16 protein-coding genes are annotated in these 17,671 nt (G+C 68.0%); 9 read left to right on the top strand and 7 right to left on the bottom strand.

Annotation, left to right across the window (positions count from 1 at the left end; translation table 11 throughout):
• Position 1: 1 nt before the first annotated feature.
• From JQ639_RS22200 to JQ639_RS22190, 3 genes are read right to left on the bottom strand one after another with little or no spacing between them, the layout of a single operon-like run.
• Positions 2-1,204 (bottom strand): CaiB/BaiF CoA transferase family protein, encoded by a 1,203-nt coding sequence (locus tag JQ639_RS22200; RefSeq protein ID WP_211968420.1) that lies wholly within the window; start codon positions 1,202-1,204, stop codon positions 2-4.
• Complete coding sequence (locus tag JQ639_RS22195; protein WP_211968419.1) at positions 1,201-2,199, bottom strand: NADPH:quinone oxidoreductase family protein; 999 nt, start codon at positions 2,197-2,199, stop codon at positions 1,201-1,203. The genes JQ639_RS22200 and JQ639_RS22195 overlap by 4 nt, the downstream gene beginning before the upstream one ends.
• Before the next feature lie 3 nt (positions 2,200-2,202).
• Positions 2,203-3,027 carry an IclR family transcriptional regulator gene (locus JQ639_RS22190; RefSeq protein ID WP_211968418.1) on the bottom strand — a complete coding sequence of 275 codons (825 nt, stop codon included), beginning with the start codon at positions 3,025-3,027 and terminating at the stop codon, positions 2,203-2,205.
• Between the two features lie 104 nt (positions 3,028-3,131).
• Here JQ639_RS22190 and JQ639_RS22185 point away from each other — a divergent pair, with 104 nt between their 5' ends.
• The 7 genes from JQ639_RS22185 to JQ639_RS22155 all read left to right on the top strand — a co-directional run bounded on the left by JQ639_RS22185 (position 3,132) and on the right by JQ639_RS22155 (position 10,609).
• Complete coding sequence (locus JQ639_RS22185; protein WP_211968417.1) at positions 3,132-4,118, top strand: ABC transporter substrate-binding protein; 987 nt, start codon at positions 3,132-3,134, stop codon at positions 4,116-4,118.
• A gap of 91 nt (positions 4,119-4,209) precedes the next feature.
• Positions 4,210-5,112, top strand: coding sequence for an ABC transporter permease (locus JQ639_RS22180; protein WP_211968416.1), 903 nt, complete (start codon positions 4,210-4,212; stop codon positions 5,110-5,112).
• The gene (locus JQ639_RS22175) at positions 5,109-5,903 is read left to right on the top strand and encodes an ABC transporter ATP-binding protein (RefSeq protein ID WP_211968415.1); all 795 of its coding nucleotides are present in this window, start codon (positions 5,109-5,111) and stop codon (positions 5,901-5,903) included. Before JQ639_RS22180 ends, JQ639_RS22175 begins: the two co-directional genes overlap by 4 nt.
• Before the next feature lie 13 nt (positions 5,904-5,916).
• Entirely contained in the window at positions 5,917-7,470 is a 1,554-nt protein-coding gene (hutH, locus tag JQ639_RS22170) for a histidine ammonia-lyase (RefSeq protein ID WP_211968414.1), read from the top strand.
• 25 nt (positions 7,471-7,495) lie between these two features.
• On the top strand, positions 7,496-8,104 hold the full coding sequence (locus tag JQ639_RS22165; protein WP_211968413.1) for a carboxymuconolactone decarboxylase family protein: 609 nt from the start codon (positions 7,496-7,498) through the stop codon (positions 8,102-8,104).
• A 106-nt stretch (positions 8,105-8,210) separates the two neighbouring features.
• Entirely contained in the window at positions 8,211-9,206 is a 996-nt protein-coding gene (locus tag JQ639_RS22160; RefSeq protein ID WP_371745165.1) for a pyridoxal phosphate-dependent aminotransferase, read from the top strand.
• Positions 9,206-10,609 carry an FAD-binding oxidoreductase gene (locus tag JQ639_RS22155; protein WP_211968411.1) on the top strand — a complete coding sequence of 468 codons (1,404 nt, stop codon included), beginning with the start codon at positions 9,206-9,208 and terminating at the stop codon, positions 10,607-10,609. Before JQ639_RS22160 ends, JQ639_RS22155 begins: the two co-directional genes overlap by 1 nt.
• A 167-nt stretch (positions 10,610-10,776) precedes the next feature.
• Here the strand turns inward: JQ639_RS22155 and JQ639_RS22150 are convergent, their stop codons facing one another.
• The 4 genes from JQ639_RS22150 to hutI are packed head-to-tail and all read right to left on the bottom strand — an operon-like array spanning position 10,777 to position 15,066.
• Positions 10,777-11,358: a HutD/Ves family protein gene (locus tag JQ639_RS22150; RefSeq protein ID WP_211968410.1), complete on the bottom strand. Its 582-nt coding sequence runs from the start codon at positions 11,356-11,358 to the stop codon at positions 10,777-10,779.
• Positions 11,358-13,022, bottom strand: a complete 1,665-nt coding sequence (gene hutU / locus JQ639_RS22145; protein WP_211968409.1) for a urocanate hydratase — start codon at positions 13,020-13,022, stop codon at positions 11,358-11,360. The genes JQ639_RS22150 and hutU overlap by 1 nt, the downstream gene beginning before the upstream one ends.
• Before the next feature lie 23 nt (positions 13,023-13,045).
• Positions 13,046-13,867 (bottom strand): N-formylglutamate deformylase, encoded by an 822-nt coding sequence (gene hutG, locus JQ639_RS22140; RefSeq protein WP_211968408.1) that lies wholly within the window; start codon positions 13,865-13,867, stop codon positions 13,046-13,048.
• Positions 13,864-15,066, bottom strand: coding sequence for an imidazolonepropionase (gene hutI, locus JQ639_RS22135; protein ID WP_211968407.1), 1,203 nt, complete (start codon positions 15,064-15,066; stop codon positions 13,864-13,866). The genes hutG and hutI overlap by 4 nt, the downstream gene beginning before the upstream one ends.
• A 125-nt stretch (positions 15,067-15,191) precedes the next feature.
• Here hutI and JQ639_RS22130 point away from each other — a divergent pair, with 125 nt between their 5' ends.
• Both JQ639_RS22130 and hutC read left to right on the top strand, forming a co-directional pair.
• Positions 15,192-16,604: a formimidoylglutamate deiminase gene (locus JQ639_RS22130; RefSeq protein ID WP_211968406.1), complete on the top strand. Its 1,413-nt coding sequence runs from the start codon at positions 15,192-15,194 to the stop codon at positions 16,602-16,604.
• Positions 16,597-17,340 (top strand): histidine utilization transcriptional repressor HutC, encoded by a 744-nt coding sequence (hutC, locus tag JQ639_RS22125; protein WP_211968405.1) that lies wholly within the window; start codon positions 16,597-16,599, stop codon positions 17,338-17,340. The genes JQ639_RS22130 and hutC overlap by 8 nt, the downstream gene beginning before the upstream one ends.
• Positions 17,341-17,671: the final 331 nt, after the last annotated feature.

Here is a 17,671-nt window from a genome sequence, read left to right as displayed (position 1 = left end):
TTTAGACAGTCTTTGCGGCCCGCAGGGCGGCAATTCTGGCGTCGTCGAGGCCGAGCTCGTCGCGCAGGACGGCTTCGGTATCCTCGCCGAGGGTCGGGGCGCGCATCGTCGCGGGCGCCGGCGTTCCCGCGAACCGGACAGGTTGCGGTGCGAACCGGATGTCGCCGAGCTTGGCGTTGTGCCCGGGCACGAGGAGCTGGCGCGCGGCGACCTGCTCGCTGGCGAGGACGTCGTCGAGTGTCCACACCGGTGCGGCCGGCACGTCCGCGGCGCGCAGCCGCGCCAGCGCTTCGTCCTGCGTCAGCTCGCCCGCCCATGCGGCGAGGATGGCGCGCAGCTCGGCTTCGTGGGCGTTGCGCTCGCGGTTGTTCTTGAAGCGCGGATCGGCGGACAGCTCGGGCTGGCCGATGGCCTCGAAGATGCGCTTGACGATGGCTTCGGAGAATCCGACCAGCACGATGTCGCCAGTCTTGGTGGCGAAGCTGTCGACCGGGTAGGTCTCGGGGTGGCGGTTGCCGACGCGGCGCGTCGGCTGGTCTGTGAACAGCCGTCGCGACAGGTTGGTCAGCAGCATCGAGAATACCGAGTCCAGCATCGCGACCTCGAGCCGCCGGCCGGTTCCGGTGCGCTCGCGGTCGTACAGCGCCGCGGCGATGCCCCACGCGGCGAACATGCCGGTGGTAATGTCGGCGACGCTCTCGCCGACCGCGGTGGCGCGGCCGCCGGCCTCGCCGGTCACGCTCATCAGGCCGCTCATCGCCTGGATCACGAGATCGAACGCCGGCAGGTCGGCGAGCGGGCCCTGCTGGCCGAAGCCGGAGATCGAGGCGTAAATCAGGCGGGGATTGTCGGCCTGCAGCACGTCGTAGCCGAGGCCGAGCCGCTCCATCACGCCGGGGCGAAAGTTCTCGACCAGCACGTCGGCCTTCTTCGCCAGATCGCGGATCAGGTCGATGCCTTCCGGCGACTTCATGTTGATGGTGATGCTGCGCTTGCCGCGGTTGAGCATCGCGAAATAGGTGCTCTCGCCGTTGACGTGGGGCGCGAAGTAGCGGCTGTCGTCGCCTGAGCCCGGCAGCTCCACCTTGATGATCTCGGCGCCGAGGTCGGCGAGCATCGCGGTGCAGAACGGACCCGACATCACGCGCGTGAGGTCGAGCACGCGCAGGCCAGCGAACAGATGGGCGGGAAGCGGCTGGTTCATCGCGCGGCCTCTTGCGTCAGGCTGATGGTGACTTTGCCGGTGGTCTTGCGGTCGCCGAGGGCGCGCAGCGCGTCCGGCAGCTTGTCGAAGGCGAAGGTCGCGCCGATATGCGGGCGGATCGCGCCGGCTTCCATGAAAGCGGTCAGCCGTTTCGACACGCGCGTCAGCATCTCGGCGTCGCGATCGTGGTTCCAGTAGACGCCGATCGCCGACGCGCGCTTCAGCAGCAGGCGATTGGCGGGGATCTGGGGAATTTCGCCGGACGTAAAGCCGACCACCAGATAGCGTCCCTCCCAGGCCAGCACCCGCAGCGCTTCCTTTGCCGCCGCACCGCCGACCGGATCGACGATGACGTCGGCGCCGTGGCTGCCGGTGAGTTTCTTGAGCTGCTCGCCCCAGCCTTCGCTGCGATAGTCGAGGGTGTCGTGGGCGCCGTGCTCCTTCGCCAGCGCGCACTTGTCGTCGCCGCCGGCCGCGGCAATCACCCGCGCGCCGAGATGGCGCGCGATCTCGACCGCGGCGAGGCCGACGCCGCCGGCTGCCGCCAGCACCAGCACGGTCTCGCCGGCCTTCACGGTGGTGCTCTCGGTGAGCGCGACCATCGATGTGGTATAGACCACAGGCAGCGCGCTCGCCGCCGCAGCGGACATGCCGTCGGGAATGCGGATCGCCATGTCGCCGCGCACCGGAACGTAGTCGGCGAAGCCGCCCCACAGCACCTTGCTGGCGACGCGATCGCCGACCGCAAGGCCGCTGCGCTCGCCGGCAGCGACCACGGTGCCGGCGACTTCCTGGCCCGGAATGAACGGGCGTGGCGGCCGCACCTGGTAGCGATCGTCGATCATCAGCAGATCGGAGAAATTCAGCGCGGCGGTCTCGACCTGGACCAGCACCTCATCGGCGGTGTGAGCCGGCAGGGCGGCTTCGGTGCGCTCGAGATCGTCGATGCCGGGAAGGGCGGATCGCCAGGCGCGCATCGTGGAGGCTCGCGTCATGTCTTACTCACCATTCGTGGTGCCGGTGATGCGGGCCGCGACGCGGCGGCCGGCGTCGACCAGCAGTCTGGCGTAGGCCTCGATCTCCCCTTGCTTCATGCGCTGGGTCGGCGCGGCGATGGCGATCGAGCCGAGCGGCTGGCGGCGCGGTGTCAGCACCGGCACCGCGATGCCGACGACGCCGGGATAGGTCTCCTCATGGGTGACGACGAAGCCGTCGGTGCGCACGCCCTCGAGCTGGGTGCGCAGCGCATCGGCTGGAATGGTCGAGCTCGGATTGACCCCGGTGAGGTCGCCGGCGAGCACCGTGTCGATCTGTCGCTGCGGCAGAAATGCCAGCACCGCCTTCGAGGTTGCGCCCGAATGCAGCGGATAGGCGGTGCCGATCTGCTCGAACACCCGCAGGCCGCCCTGGCGGCTCGGGATCTGGGCGAGGCAGACGACGCTGGCATGAATGTCGTCGTAGCCGGTGAGAATGACTGTCTCGGCGGTGGCCTGCGACAGCTCCTCGAGAATGCTCTGGCACAGCCCGACGAGGTCGAACTGCAACTGGGCGCGGCGGCCGAGGTCGATGGCGGCGAAGCCGAGCGTGTAGCGGCCGCGCTGCTCCATCAGGTAGCCGGTCGCGCACAGGAAGCGGACCAGGCGGCTCAGGGTCGAGCGCGCCAGTTGGGTGTCCCGCGCCAGTTCCGACTGCGTCCAGCTCGGACGCTCGTCAGTGAAAAGGTCGAGGATTTGAAAGGCCTTCTTCAGAAGGCCGACGCCCGCGGTGTTGGCGGTGGCGGTTGGCGCTTCCTCGGAGCCGATGTTGACAGATGTCTCATTCATTGCTCATATTGTGGAACACAATGCCACATATTGGCAAGAGATAAGTTGGTTGCCGGGCCGACGGACAGCGTTTCGAGCTTCAACCGAGACTGGGAGAGAGAGTGATGAGGGGAGTTTTCTTGCAGGCGCAGGCTGTTCTGTTGGCGTGCGCGGCGTCGGCGTTGATCAGCGGTCATGCCGCGGCAGCGCCGAAGAAGGTGATGATCTCGACGATCGTCGAAGTGCCGCAACTGGTTGAAACCAAGGACGGCGTGCTCAAGGGGCTCGCCGAAAGCGGCTTCGAGGATGGCCGCAACATCAAGGTCGAATACCAGACTGCGAACGGCAACGCCTCGACCCAGCAGCAGATCGCCAAGAAGTTCGTCGGTGACGGCGCCGACCTGATCATCGCGATCACCACGCCGACCGCGCAGGCTATGGCCAGCGTCACCAGCTCCGTGCCGATCGTGTTCGCGACCGTCACCGATCCGATCAAGGCGAAGCTCATTCCGCAGTTCAAGGCGCCCGGCGGCAACATCACCGGCGTGTCCGACGCACCGCCGCTGACCGCGCAGCTCAACTTGTTCCGCGAAATCTCGCCGAACCTCAAGAAGCTCGGCTTCATCTACAATCCTGGCCTCGACAGCTCCAACGCGACACTGGAAAAGCTGCGTGAAGAAGGCGCAAAGCTCGGCATCACCGTGGTGGAAGCGGCCGCGCCGACCACCAACGAGGTGATCCCCGCCACCAAGAAGCTCGTCGGCAATGTCGATGCGATCTACGTGCCGAACGACACCACCGTGGTCGCGGCGCTCGAGACCGTGGTGAAAGTCGGTCAGGAGACCAAAATTCCGGTGTTCACCGGCGAGACCCGCGGCGTCGACCGTGGCGCGATCGCTTCCGTCGGCCTCGACTACATCGAGGTCGGCCGCATGGCGGGTCACATGGCCGGCGTGATCCTGGAAGGCGCCAAGGCCGGCGATGTCGACGCCGTGATCGCCTACCAGAAGATGCCGAACTTCGTGGTGGTCGTGAACAAGAGCGCTGCCGCGGCGATGGGCGTCACCCTGCCGGAAGCGGTGCTGAAGCGGGCCACCCGGACCGTGAACTGATCGTGACGCGCGGCGGCCGGCCGATGCCGGTCGCCGCTGCCGTCGCGCCGATCATCGTTGTCGGCGGATATCGCCAGAAAGATCGCATCATATGTCGCTCTACGAACTTCTCGGGACTGTCGAGGTCGGCCTGATCTTCGGCCTCGTCGCCCTCGGAGCATTCATCACCTTCCGCATTCTCGACTTCCCGGATCTCACCGTCGAAGGCAGCTTTCCTCTCGGCGCCGCGGTGGCGGCGATCCTGATCGCGAACTTCGGCTGGAATCCCTGGCCGGCGACGCTGGTCGCGGCGGTCGCCGGTTTCGGTGCGGGCTTCGTGACTGCGTTCCTCAATGTGCGGTTCAATATCCTGCACATTCTTTCCGGCATCCTGGTCTCGATCTCGCTGTACTCCATCAACCTGCGCATCATGGGTGGCCCGAACAAGCCGCTGCTCGGCGCGCACACCATCTTCTCGGCGGTGCAGGGCTGGGGCATTCCCGCCTACATCCTGAGCCCGATCCTGCTCGCGGTCATCATTCTGGTGATCAAGGTGCTGCTCGACCTGTTCCTGCACACCGGTCTCGGCATGAATATGCGCGCCGCCGGCGCCAACCCTGCCATGGCCGCCGCCAACGGCGTCAACGTCGGCCGCATGAAGCTGCTCGGTCTCGGCATGGCGAACGCGCTGACCGCGCTCGCGGGCGCGATGTTCGCCCAGAGCTTCGGCGCCGCAGACGCCTACATGGGCATCGGCGTCATCATCATCGGGCTCGCCGCGGTGATTGTCGGCATGTCGATCCTGCCGGTGCGCACCATTGCGCAGGCGACGCTGGCGTGCCTGTTCGGCGCGATGCTGTACCGTTTCGCCGTCGCATTCTCGCTCAATGCCGATTTCCTCGGCCTCAAGGCGTCCGACGTCCAGCTCGTGACCGCGGTCCTCGTGGTCGTCACCCTGGTCGGCCAGTCGTCCCGCTCGGGCATGGGCAAGCTCCTGAAGAGGAAGTCGTCATGATCGATATCAGCGACGTCCGCGTCACCTTCAACAAGGGCACGCCGCTCGAAGCTCCGGCGATCCGCCAGCTCGACCTTGTCGTGCCGCAGAGCCAGTTCCTCACCATCATCGGCACCAACGGCGCCGGCAAGTCGACCGCGCTCAACGTCATCGCCGGCCTCGTCAAGCCCGACTGCGGCAAGGTGATGGTCGATGGCCAGAATGTCACTAACTGGCCGATCCATCAGCGCTCGCGGCTGATCTCGCGCGTGTTCCAGGATCCCAAGATGGGCACCTGCGAGGATCTCACGATCCTCGAGAACTTCGCGCTGGCCCACGGCCGCACCCAGCCGCGCGGCTTCCGCTTTGCCATCGACAAGGGCATTCGCGAGCACGCAGCCGAACGCCTCAAGCTGCTCAAGCTCGGCCTCGAGAACCGCCTCAACGACAAGGTCGGCCTGCTCTCGGGCGGCCAGCGCCAGGCCGTCAGCCTGCTGATGGCAACGACCGGCGAAACGCGGGTGCTGCTGCTCGACGAGCACACCGCCGCGCTCGACCCCAAGACGGCCGAGTTCGTGATGGAGCTGACGCGCGACATCGTCGCCCAGCTCAAGCTGACCTCGGTGATGGTCACCCACTCGATGGCGCAGGCGCTGCATTATGGCGACCGCACCGTCATGTTCCACCGCGGCCGCATCATCTTCGATGCGGAAGGCGACAAGCGAGCCGCCATGCAGGTCTCCGATCTGCTGGCATTGTTCAAGCGCGACCAGGGCGAGGAGCTCTCGGACGACGCGCTGTTGTTGGGCTGATCGGAAAAACACAATGACCAAGCAGACGAACGTCGCCAATGACGTGACCATCGAGCCGGGGCAGGTTTCGCTTTCCACCTGGCGGCGCATCCTGCGCGAGGCGCCGACCGTGCATCTCGCCGACGGCGCTCGCGCCGTGGTGGACGCCTGTCACGCAACGATCCTCGAGCTCATCGGCACCGGGCGGCCGATCTATGCCGTCAACACCGGCTTCGGCAAGCTCGCCGCGGTGCGCATCGAGAACGACCAGCTCGAGAAGCTGCAGCAGAACCTGATCTTCTCTCACAGCGCCGGTACCGGCGAGCTGCTGAGCGACGATCTGGTGCGCCTCATCCTGGTCATGAAGGCCACCGCGCTGGCGCAGGGCCATTCCGGCGTGCGCTGGCAGGTGATAGAAGCGCTGCTGGCGCTCGCCAATGCCGGCGTCTATCCCTGCATTCCCGCCAAGGGCTCGGTCGGGGCGTCCGGCGATCTCGCGCCGCTGTCGCACATGGCCTCTGCCCTGATGGGCATGGGCGATGTGCGCGTCCAGGGCAAGGTGATGCCGGCCGCCGAAGGCCTGCGCCATGCCGGCCTGTCGCCGATGACCTTCGGGCCGAAGGAAGGCGTTGCGCTGATCAACGGCACGCAGGTGTCGACCGCGCTGGCGCTGTCCGGCCTGTTTGCTGCGGAGGACGCGTTGCGTGCCGGCCTCGTCACCGGTTCGCTCGCGCTGGAGGCCTGCCGTGGCAACGACACGCCGTTCGATGCCCGCATCCAGGCGGTGCGCCGCCATCGCGGCCAGCAGGACGTCGCGGCGATCTATCGCCGCCTGATCGATGCCAGCCCGATCCGCGAGGCGCATCGCGCCACGCTCAAGGTGCAGGACCCCTACTGCATGCGCTGCCAGCCGCAAGTGATGGGCGCCTGCCTCGACAACCTGCGCTATGCCGCGAGTGTGCTGGCGATCGAGGCCAACGCGGTCAGCGACAATCCGCTGGTGTTCCCGGCGGAGCGCGACGTGCTGTCCGGCGGCAACTTCCACGCCGAGCCGGTGGCCTTCGCCGCCGATATCATCGCGCTGGCGATCTGCGAGATCGGCTCGCTGTCCGAGCGCCGCCAGGCGATGCTGGTCGATTCCTCGCTGTCGGGCCTGCCGGCGTTCCTGATCGAGAACTCGGGCCTCAACTCCGGCTTCATGATCGCGCAGGTCACCGCCGCGGCGCTGACCAGCGAGAACAAGATGCTGGCGCATCCGGCCTCGGTCGATTCGATCCCGACTTCGGCCAACCAGGAAGACCACGTCTCGATGGCCTGCCATGGCGCCTATCGCCTCGCCCAGATGAACGACAATCTCGTCGCGATTCTGGCGCTGGAATGGCTCGCCGCCTCCCAGGGCGTCGAATTCCACCGGCCGTTGACGCCGGCGGCGCCGCTCGCGGAGGCCGTCAAGCGCCTGCGCGTCGAGGTCGCCCGGCTCGACCAGGACCGCTACCTCGCTCCGGACATTGCCGCCGCCAAGCGCATGCTCGGCGATGGCGCGCTCGGTGACATTGCCGGCGCCACGATGTTCGACGACGTCGCCTGAGGTAAGCACAAGGACACGGCACCCGATGTGGATCTCGCACATTCCCTACCCCGAGTCCGAGGGGCGTCTGCGGACGCTGTATGACCGGATCAAGGGGCCCGACGACAACGTCGACAACATCATGCTGGCGCACAGCCTGCGCCCGCACAGCATGGAGGGCCACATGGCCCTCTACAAATACGTGCTGCACCATGCCTCCAATGCCATTCCGAAGTGGTTCCTGGAAACGCTTGGCGTCTATGTCAGCTCGCTCAATGCCTGCGCCTACTGCGTCGACCATCACTTCGCCGGCCTGCGGCGGTTGCTGAACGACGACGACCGCGCCGCGGCGATCCGCCGCGCGCTGCAGAGCGGCGTCTTCACCGACGTGCTCACGCCGGTCGAAGGTGCTGCGCTGCGCTATGCCGAAGCGCTGACGCTGAAGCCGCAGGCACACGACGAGCTGCGCGCGCGGCTCGAGGCGATGCGGGCGGCGGGCTTCGACGATGGCCGCATCCTCGAGGTCAATCAGGTGGTGGCTTACTTCAACTATGCCAACCGCACGGTGCTCGGCCTCGGCGTCACCACCGATGGCGATATCCTCGGCCTGTCGCCGGGCAACTCCAACAATCCGGACGACTGGTCCCATGGCTGACGCGGCAAAGATCGAAACCGTCGTCACGCCGCGCATCCAGCGGCTGGAAACCGTGCCGCCCCAGGTGACGCCGCCGGATCTCGGCGAGGCGTTGCCGGTCCGCAGCCTGCACCTTAACGAATCGCCATTTCCGCCAGCGCCGGCCGTTGTCGAGGCGATGCAGCGCGCCGCCGCCGGGCTCAACCGCTACCCCGACCATGACGGCAGCGAACTGATCGCGGAGCTGGCGCGCCGCACGGGCGCCGCGCCGGACCACATCGTCATCGGCTCGGGCACCAACGAGCTGCTTTATGCCAGCGCCGACATCTCGCTCGACCAGGGCGACGAAGCGGTGGCGCCGGTGCCGGGCTTTCCGACCTACGCCAAGACCATCACCATGCGCGGCGCCACCCATGTGGGCGTCGCGGTGCGCAAGGACGGCGTCGTCGATATCGAGGCGACGCTGAAGGCGGTGACGCCGCAGACGCGGCTGGTGTTCGTCGCCACGCCGCACAACCCGACCGGCGGCCTGCTCGGCATGGCGGATATCGAGCTGCTCGTGCGCGAGCTGCCGGAGCATCTGCTGCTGCATTTCGACGAGGCCTACTACGAGTTCGGCCGCCACGCCGGCGGTCCCGAGAGCCTGCCGCTGCTGGCGCGCCGGCGCGGCCCGTGGATCGCGACACGCAGCTTCTCCAAGGCCTATGGCCTTGCGGGCGCCCGCGTCGGCTACGGCATCACCAGCTCACGCGAGCTGGCGGATGCCTATCGCAAGATCCGCATCAACTTCAGCGTCAACGCGGTGGCGCTCGCCGCCGCCCGCGCGGCGCTTGATGAAGGTGGCCATCTCGCGGAGCTGCTCGATCACACCGCCGCGGAGCGCGGCCGTCTCGCGCAGGGGCTGTCGGCGCTTGGCTTCCAGCCACTGCCGAGCGCGGCCAATTTCGTCACCGTGGTGACGCCGCGGCCGGCGGCAGAGATCGCGCAGGGCCTGCGCGCGAAGAACATCTTCGTGCTGCCGTTCCCCTGGCCGCAGACGCCGGGTGCGCTGCGCATCACCGTCGGCACGCGTCAGGACACCGACGCGTTCCTCGCGGCTATCCGCAGCGTGATGGGCGCGTGATGACGGCGTTGCCGGCCACGCTGCGGGCGCTGGTCGGAGACGACGGCGTGCTCGATCAGGCCGGCGATCTCGCCGGCTATCGCGGCGACTTCGCCCTGCATACCGACGGACCGCTCATCGCCGTGGTGCGGCCGCGCACGACGGCGGAAGTCGCCGCCCTGGTGCGGGCCTGCATGGATGCCGGCGTCGCGCTGACGCCGCGCGGCGGCGGCACCGGCCTTGCCGGCGGCGCCGCGCCTGCGGCCGACCGCCCCGCGGTGGTGATCTCGTTCGAGCGCATGCGCGCGATCCGCACACTCGACACCACCGGCGATATCATGGTGGTGGAAGCCGGCTGCACCCTGCATGAGGCGCGCGAGGCGGCGGTGAGCGCCGGCCGGCTGCTCGGCCTCGATCATGGCGGCCTGTCCAGCCAGATCGGCGGCAATCTTGCGACCAATGCCGGCGGCAACAATGTGCTGCGCTATGGCATGGCGCGTGAGCAGGTGCTCGGGCTCGAGGTCGTGCTGGCGAATGGCGATGTGCTCAGCCAGCTGTCGCCGCTGCGCAAGAACAACGCCGGCTACGACCTGCGCCAGATCTTTCTCGGCAGCGAGGGCACGCTCGGCCTGATCACCGCAGCGGCGCTCAAGCTGCGGCCGGCACCGGCGGTGCGCGCCACCGCCTGTCTCGGCCTGCAGACGCTCGATGCGGTGCTCGATCTGTTCGTGCGGGCGCGGACCGCGCTTGGCGAAGCGATCAGTGCCTTCGAGGTGCTGCCGCGTGCCGGGCTCGACCTGCATTTCGGCCATGTCGGCCGTGCGCGCGAGCCGTTCCCGACCATCACGCCGTGGGCGGTGCTGCTGGAAGCGGATAGCGCCAGCCCCTATTTCGACCTGCCGCGCGCGGTCGAGGAGCTGTTCACGAGCGCGATCGAGGATGGCGTCGTGATCGACGGCACGGTCGCGGCATCAGAAGCCCAGCGCCAGGCGCTGTGGACCCTGCGCGAGGGCATCGCCCACGCCATGATCGAAACGCCGGGCAGCCTGAAGAGCGATTCGGCGGTGCCGGTGTCCGCGATCGGTGCGTTCGTCACGGCGGCGATGCAGGCGGTGGAGGCCGTCGTCCCGGGCTGTCGTCCCGTGCCGTTCGGCCATGTCGGCGACGGCAATATCCATTTCAACGTGCTGCCCCCGGTGGACATGGCCGGCGAGGCCTTCAAGGCGCGCTGGGGCGAGGTGACGGAAGCGATCGAGGCCGTCGCGCTCGACCTTGGCGGCACCGTCAGCGCCGAGCATGGCATCGGCGCCATCAAGCGCACGGCGCTGCGCCGTATGCGTTCGGCGTCGGAGATCGACGCGATGCAGCGGCTGAAGGATGCGTTCGACCCGCAGGGATTGCTGAATCCCGGGAAGATTTTGTAAGGCGGGCTCATCGAAAAGCGCGCTTACTGTCTTTAACTCCGTCGTGGCCGGGCTTGTCCCGGCCACCCCGATAAGGAGGGAACTACGTCCCTAAGCGAGGTTGCCGGATCCAGTCCGGCAACGACGCATTGGGTGTGGCCAGTGCCGGAAATCAACCCGCCAGCCGATCACCCGAACGCGATTTCGACCACGAACAGGTCGGCCGTGCCCTGCGGCGTGGCCGTGAGGGCGGTGGCGTCGTCGGCTTCCAGCACCAGTGCGTCCTTGGGACCGAGCATGATGAGATCGGAGCCGGCCACGATCTCGACGCCGCCGCCGATCGCGACGAGCACGCCGATCTCGCCGCTCAGCGCAAGCCGCGTCGACGAGGTGAGGCCATGCCGTGCCACGCGATGGCGGCAGCGGCTGCGGCGGGTCATGACGTTGAGGTCGTCGATCGCCCCGTCGACCAGCGTGCTGTCGACGGCGACGTCACCGGGAAACGCGAACGGCGCCGAGCAGCGGTTGAGGGTGGTCGGCGTCCGCTCGGGCAGCTTGAGCGTCAGGCCGTGGCCGGCGATCACGCTCAAGGTGCGGTCGATGTCAGGGAACAGCGAGAACGGGCCGGGCGCGCCGACATGGGCCATGCTGAGGCGCCAGTCGAAGTTGTCGAACGACGCCCCGGCGGGCGAGACCACCATCTCGATGGTCTCGCCGCCGCCGTTCTTCCAGGGCATCCGCCGATAGGAGGCGGCGCGCAGAATGCGCATCAGCCAACGCTCGGGAGCTTGAGGCCGTGCTCCTTGGCGCACTCGATCGCGATGTCGTAGCCGGCGTCGGCATGACGCATCACGCCCGAAGCCGGGTCGTTCCACAGCACGCGCTCGAGGCGCTTGCCGGCTTCCGGCGTGCCGTCGGCGACGATCACCATGCCGGCATGCTGCGAGTAGCCGATGCCGACGCCGCCGCCGTGATGCAGCGACACCCAGGTGGCGCCGCTGGCGCAGTTGATCAGCGCGTTGAGCAGCGGCCAGTCGGACACCGCGTCCGAGCCGTCCTTCATCGCTTCGGTCTCGCGGTTGGGGCTCGCCACCGAACCGGAGTCGAGGTGGTCGCGGCCGATCACGATCGGCGCCTTGAGCTCGCCGCGGGCGACCATCTCGTTGAACGCCATGCCGATGCGGTGGCGGTCACCGAGGCCGACCCAGCAGATGCGCGCCGGCAGGCCCTGGAACTTGATGCGCTCGCGCGCCATGTCGAGCCAGTTGTGCAGGTGCTTGTTGTCGGGCAGCAGCTCCTTCACCTTGGCGTCGGTCTTGTAGATGTCCTCCGGATCACCCGACAGGGCGGCCCAGCGGAACGGACCGATGCCGCGGCAGAACAGCGGGCGGATATAGGCCGGCACGAAGCCCGGGAAGTCGAAGGCGTTCTCGAGGCCTTCTTCCTTGGCCATCTGGCGGATGTTGTTGCCATAGTCGAGGGTCGGCACGCCCATCTTGTGGAAGTCGAGCATCGCCTGGACGTGCTCGACCATCGAGCGCCGCGACGCTGCGTTCACCGCCTTCGGATCGCTCTCGCGCTTGGCTTCCCACTCGGCGAGCGTCCAGCCCTTCGGCAGGTAGCCGTTGATCGGATCGTGCGCCGAGGTCTGGTCGGTGACGACATCAGGCTTGATGCCGAGACGCACCAGCTCCGGGAAGATCTCCGCGGCGTTGCCGAGCAGGCCGACCGACACCGGCTTGTTGTCCTTGCAGGCCTTCTCGATGATCGCGAGGGCGTCCTTGAGGTCCTTGGCCTGGACGTCGAGATAGCCGGTGCGCAGGCGCATCTCGATGCGGCTCGGCTGGCACTCGACGGCGAGACAGGACGCGCCCGCCATGGTTGCGGCCAGCGGCTGCGCGCCGCCCATGCCGCCGAGGCCGGCGGTCAGGATCCACTTGCCGGCGAGGCTGCCGCCATAATGCTGGCGGCCGACCTCGACGAAGGTCTCGTAGGTGCCCTGCACGATGCCCTGCGAGCCGATGTAGATCCACGAGCCGGCCGTCATCTGGCCGTACATCATCAGGCCCTTGCGATCGAGCTCATGGAAGTGGTCCCAGTTGCCCCAGTGCGGCACCAGGTTGGAGTTGGCGATCAGCACGCGCGGCGCGTCGCGGTGCGTGCGGAACACCGCCACCGGCTTGCCCGACTGCACGATCAGCGTCTCGTCGTCCTCGAGGTCGCGCAGCGAGGCGACGATGCGGTCGAAGCTCTCCCAGGTGCGCGCGGCGCGGCCGATGCCGCCATACACCACGAGCTCGCCCGGCTTCTCGGCGACGTCGGGGTCGAGGTTGTTCATCAGCATGCGCAGCGGCGCTTCGGTCAGCCAGCTCTTGGCCGTCCGCTCGGTGCCGTGCGCCGCGCGGATGACGCGGGTGTTGTCGATACGGGTCATAGGGGTCTCCTCAGTGAAAACGATCAGGTCGCCTGCTGCGCGAAGCGCAGGCAGGAATTCAGGATGGCGGTGAGCGCGTCGCGCATCGGCCGCGCGTAGGCCGGATCATAGGCGGTGGGCCATTCGCCCTCGCCGACCGGGCCGAGCGTCTCCGGCATGTAGCCGCGGCAGGCGAGCTCCATCTGGACAGTGTGCACGCCGTTCTTCGGATCGCTGTGGCCGCGGGTAATCCAGCCGCCGGTGAAGCGGCCGTTGGTGACGCGGCTGAAGCTGGTCGCCGCGCAGTCGGCCTCGATCGCGGCGGTCAGCGCCGGATCGCAGCTCGCGCCGGAATTGGTGCCGATGTTGAAGTTCGGCAGTTCGCCGTCGAACAGCCGCGGGATGAGCGAGCGGATCGAATGGCAGTCGTAGAGCACCACGGTCGGATGAATCTGGCGCAGCCGTGTGATCTCGTCCTGCAGCGCGGCATGATAGGGATCGAAGTAGCGCGCGCGGCGCTCCGGCACTTCCGCCGGATCGAGCTCGGCGCCGGCCTTGTACAGCGGCTCGCCGTCGAAGGTCGTGGTCGGGCACAGCTCGGTCGTCGCCTGTCCCGGATACAGCGAGACGCCGGTCGGGTTGCGGTTGACGTCGATCACGGTGCGCGAGATCGCGGTGTGCACCGTGGTGGCGCCGAGGCCGGCTGCGAAGTCATAGAGCCGCTCGATCCACCAGTCGGCGTCCTTGCGCGCCAGCCAGGGCGAGACCAGGCGGCTGTCGTATTCGGCCGGAATCTCGGTGCCGGTATGCGGAAACGAAACGATCAGCGGCGCGTCGCCGCGGTGCACCGTCAGCCAGGACGTCATGCTCCCCTCCAGATGCGCTGATGCAGCGGGTTGAAACCAATGCGGTAGACGAGCTCGGCCGGGCGCTCGATGTCCCAGATCGCGAGGTCGCACCATTTGCCGGTCTCGAGCGTGCCGATGTCGGACAGCCGGCCGAGTGCGCGGGCGGCTTCGCGCGTGACGCCGGCAACGAGCTCGTCGATGGTCAGGCGGAACAGCGTCGCGCCCATGTTCATGGTCAGCAGCAGCGAGGTGATCGGTGAGGTGCCGGGATTGCTGTCGGTGGCGATGGCGATTTTGACGCCATGCTTACGGAAGGCCTCGACCGGCGGCAGTTGCTTCTCGCGCAGCACGTAGAACGCGCCGGGCAGCAGCACCGCCACGGTGCCGGCTTTCGCCATCGCCGCCGCGCCGTCCTCGTCGGTGTATTCGAGATGATCCGCCGACAGCGCGCCATGTTCGGCGGCGAGCCGCGCGCCGTGCAGGTTGGAGAGCTGGTCGGCATGCAGCTTGACCGGCAGGCCGGCGGCCTTGGCGGCGTCGAACACCCGCGCCGTCTGCTCCGGCGAGAACGCGATGCCCTCGCAGAACGCGTCGACGGCGTCGGCGAGCTTGTCGCGGGCGATTGCCGGGATCATGGTGCAGATCCCGGCGATGAAGGCGTCCTTGTCCGTCGCTTCCGGCGGCATCGCATGGGCGCCGAGGAAGGTGGTGACGAGGTCGACCTTGCGCTCGCGGCCGAGGCGGCGCGCAGCGCGCAGCAGGTTGATTTCGCTGGCCTGGTCGAGGCCATAGCCCGACTTGACTTCGATGGTCGTGACGCCTTCGGCGAGCAGGTGGTCGAGGCGCGGCAGCGCCGTCCTGACGAGATCGTCCTCGCTTGCGGCGCGCGTCGCCTTGACGGTGGAGACGATGCCGCCGCCGGCGCGGGCGATTTCTTCATAGCTCGCACCCGCGAGGCGCAGCTCGAACTCGTGGGCGCGGTTGCCGCCATAAACGAGGTGGGTGTGGCAGTCGACGAGGCCCGGGGTGACCCAGCGGCCGTCGAGTTTCACCGTCTCGGCCGCGCTCCAGCCGGACGGCAGGTCGGCCTCGGGGCCGACATAGGCGATGCGGCCGTCCTTGGCGGCGATGGCGCCGCGCTCGATGATGCCGAGCCCGGCCAGCGCCGGGTTGACGGTGACCAGCCGCGCATCCAGCCAAATCTTGTCGTAGCGCATGTCTCCCTCGCAGGATTGGTTCGTCGCATGGCTCCCGCCAGGGACGTTTAATTGTCTATACATAATTGCCGACCGCGACCCAATTGTCTATACATAAGATGCCAATGAGCATGGAGGCCGACCGGATGACACGATCTCAGACCCCCGCCGCGACGAACGCAAAGGATTCCGGGGCGGCGCGCAGCCTGGTGTTCGACCATGCCTTCCTGCCCGGCGGCTGGGCGCGCGACGTGCGCATCACGGTCGCCGATGGCGTGATCTCGGAGGTTGTGGCGGGCGCTGCCGGCACGGCCGGCGAGCGCGTCAAGGGCATCGCGGTTCCCGGCCTGCCTAACCTGCATTGCCACACCTTCCAGCGTGGCATGGCCGGCCTTGCCGAGCGGCGCGGCCCCGGCGACGACAGCTTCTGGACCTGGCGCGACGTGATGTACCGCTTTCTCGGCAAGCTGACGCCCGAGGATGTCGAGGCGATCGCCGCCTATGCCTATGCCGAGATGCTGGAGCGCGGCTTCACCGCGGTCGGCGAATTCCACTACATCCACCATGGCGCGGACGGCACGCCCTACACTGACCTCGCGGAAATGGCCGCGCGCATCGTCGCTGCGGCCGGCGCCACCGGTATCGGCCTCACCATGCTGCCGGCGTTCTATGCCTATGGCGGCTTCGGCGCCGCGCCCGCCGTGCCCGGCCAGCGTCGTTTCCTCAACGATCCCTATCGCTTCCTGAAGCTGGTCGAGGCCACCCGCAGTGCCGCGGCGCGGCTGCCTTCGACCGCGGTCGGCATCGCGCCGCACTCGCTGCGCGCGGTGACGCCGGAAACCCTCGCCGAGGTGGTGAAGGCAACACCGCAGGGGCCGATCCACATTCATATCGCCGAGCAGGTGAAGGAGGTCGACGACTGCCTCGCCTGGTCGGGTGCGCGGCCGGTGGCCTGGCTCTACGACAACATGCCGGTTGACGCGCGCTGGTGCCTGATCCATGCCACCCACATGACGGCGGATGAGACCCAGCGGATGGCGGCGTCGGGAGCGGTGGCGGGCCTGTGCCCGATCACCGAGGCATCGCTCGGCGATGGCATCTTCAACGGCCCCGAATTCCTCGCGGCCGGCGGCCGGCTTGGCGTCGGCTCGGATTCCAATATCGAGATCGATGCGGCCGGCGAACTGCGGCTGCTGGAATACAGCCAGCGCCTCGGCCGCCGCGGCCGCAATGTCATGACCACCGAACCCGGCGAATCCACTGGCCACCGCCTGTTCACGGCGGCGCTTGCCGGCGGCGCCCAGGCGCTGGGTCGGCCGATCGGCTCACTCGCCACGGGCCAGCGCGCCGACATCGTGGTGCTGGATGCCGAGCACACCAGCTTCTCGACGGTCGCCCGCGAGCACTGGCTGGATTCCTGGATCTTCGTGCCGGGCCGCCCGGCGGTGGACAGCGTGTTCGCCGGTGGCGTCAAGGTGGTGGACGGCGGGCGTCACCTGCAGCGCGACGCCATCGCAGCGCGCTACCGCACGACCCTGGGGAGGCTGATCGATGCCTGACGTCCGCACGCCACGGCCGCGACAGGCCGGCGTGGCGCGCTATGCCGAGATTCAGCGCGCGCTCGAGACGGCGATCGTCTCCGGCGATTGGCCGCCGGGCGCGCGCGTGCCTTCCGAGCAGGAGCTGCTCAAGCGCTATCACTGCTCGCGCATGACCGTGAACAAGGCGCTGAGCGCGCTGGCCGCCTCCGGGCTGATCGTGCGCCGCCGCCGCTCCGGCAGCTTTGTCGCGCAGCCCAGTGCCGAAAAGAACGTGCTGCAGATCCATGATACCGAGGCGGAGATCCAGCGCGAGGGCAAGGCCTATCGCATCGCCCTGGTCGGCCGCAGCGAGCGCAAGGCGACCAAGCGCGACGCCGCGCGTCTCGATGTCGAGGCCGGTGCGCGCATCCTGGCGCTGACCAGCATCCACTTCGCCGACGACAAGCCGGTGGTGGTGGAGGATCGCCTGATCAATCTCGAAGCGGTGCCATCCGCGGCCGGCGTCGACTTCACCGAGACATCGCCGGGCAACTGGCTACTCAAGAAAGTGCCGTGGAGCGAAGCGGAGCACCACATCCGCGCCGTCAACGCCACCGAGGAGGTGGCGCGGCATCTTGACATCGCCAAGGGCGACGCCTGTCTCGTCGTCGAACGCCGCACCCGTTACAGCGGCCACATCATCACCCATGTGACGCTGTCCTATCCCGGCAGCAGCTATCAGCTCGTCGCGCGGTTCAGCCCGGCGCCGGTGTAGGGACGAAGTCACGGATGTCAGTCGACCGCCGACCGATGGGGGCCGTGTCGACGAGCGGCGCCGTTTCCGGCCGATGTTCGGACCTCGGATTTACCCCTCATGGTGAGGAGCGCAGCGCAGCTGCGCGTCTCGAACCATGAGGCCAAGGTGCCGCTGATGCCCGGCCTCATCCTTCGAGACGCCCGCTGCGCGGGCTCCTCAGGATGAGGGGGAAGGGTGCCCTCCGAGAACAGTATGTCTCTATTCACTCCGTCATGCCCGCGCTTGTCGCGGGCATCTAGGTCTTCCTTGCGGGCGTGCCTTCAAGACGTGGATGCCCGGGACGAGCCCG

Origin of the sequence: Bradyrhizobium sp. U87765 SZCCT0048, from assembly GCF_018131225.1 — a bacterium.
Taxonomy (GTDB): Bacteria; Pseudomonadota; Alphaproteobacteria; order Rhizobiales; family Xanthobacteraceae; genus Bradyrhizobium_A.
The sequence above is the reverse complement of the archived record's forward strand: the minus strand, read 5'-3'. Positions and strand labels throughout refer to the sequence as shown.

Excerpts from the sequence above, each read along its gene's own strand:
- hutI (WP_211968407.1), bottom strand. The coding sequence starts at position 15,066 with ATGCGCTACGACAAGATTTGGCTGGATGCGCGGCTGGTCACCGTCAAC.
- JQ639_RS22180 (WP_211968416.1), top strand. The coding sequence starts at position 4,210 with ATGTCGCTCTACGAACTTCTCGGGACTGTCGAGGTCGGCCTGATCTTC.
- hutG (WP_211968408.1), bottom strand. The coding sequence starts at position 13,867 with ATGACGTCCTGGCTGACGGTGCACCGCGGCGACGCGCCGCTGATCGTT.
- JQ639_RS22130 (WP_211968406.1), top strand. The coding sequence starts at position 15,192 with ATGACACGATCTCAGACCCCCGCCGCGACGAACGCAAAGGATTCCGGG.
- JQ639_RS22195 (WP_211968419.1), bottom strand. The coding sequence starts at position 2,199 with ATGACGCGAGCCTCCACGATGCGCGCCTGGCGATCCGCCCTTCCCGGC.
- hutU (WP_211968409.1), bottom strand. The coding sequence starts at position 13,022 with ATGACCCGTATCGACAACACCCGCGTCATCCGCGCGGCGCACGGCACC.
- JQ639_RS22190 (WP_211968418.1), bottom strand. The coding sequence starts at position 3,027 with ATGAATGAGACATCTGTCAACATCGGCTCCGAGGAAGCGCCAACCGCC.
- JQ639_RS22175 (WP_211968415.1), top strand. The coding sequence starts at position 5,109 with ATGATCGATATCAGCGACGTCCGCGTCACCTTCAACAAGGGCACGCCG.
- hutH (WP_211968414.1), top strand. The coding sequence starts at position 5,917 with ATGACCAAGCAGACGAACGTCGCCAATGACGTGACCATCGAGCCGGGG.
- JQ639_RS22200 (WP_211968420.1), bottom strand. The coding sequence starts at position 1,204 with ATGAACCAGCCGCTTCCCGCCCATCTGTTCGCTGGCCTGCGCGTGCTC.
- JQ639_RS22155 (WP_211968411.1), top strand. The coding sequence starts at position 9,206 with ATGACGGCGTTGCCGGCCACGCTGCGGGCGCTGGTCGGAGACGACGGC.
- hutC (WP_211968405.1), top strand. The coding sequence starts at position 16,597 with ATGCCTGACGTCCGCACGCCACGGCCGCGACAGGCCGGCGTGGCGCGC.
- JQ639_RS22150 (WP_211968410.1), bottom strand. The coding sequence starts at position 11,358 with ATGCGCATTCTGCGCGCCGCCTCCTATCGGCGGATGCCCTGGAAGAAC.
- JQ639_RS22185 (WP_211968417.1), top strand. The coding sequence starts at position 3,132 with ATGAGGGGAGTTTTCTTGCAGGCGCAGGCTGTTCTGTTGGCGTGCGCG.
- JQ639_RS22165 (WP_211968413.1), top strand. The coding sequence starts at position 7,496 with ATGTGGATCTCGCACATTCCCTACCCCGAGTCCGAGGGGCGTCTGCGG.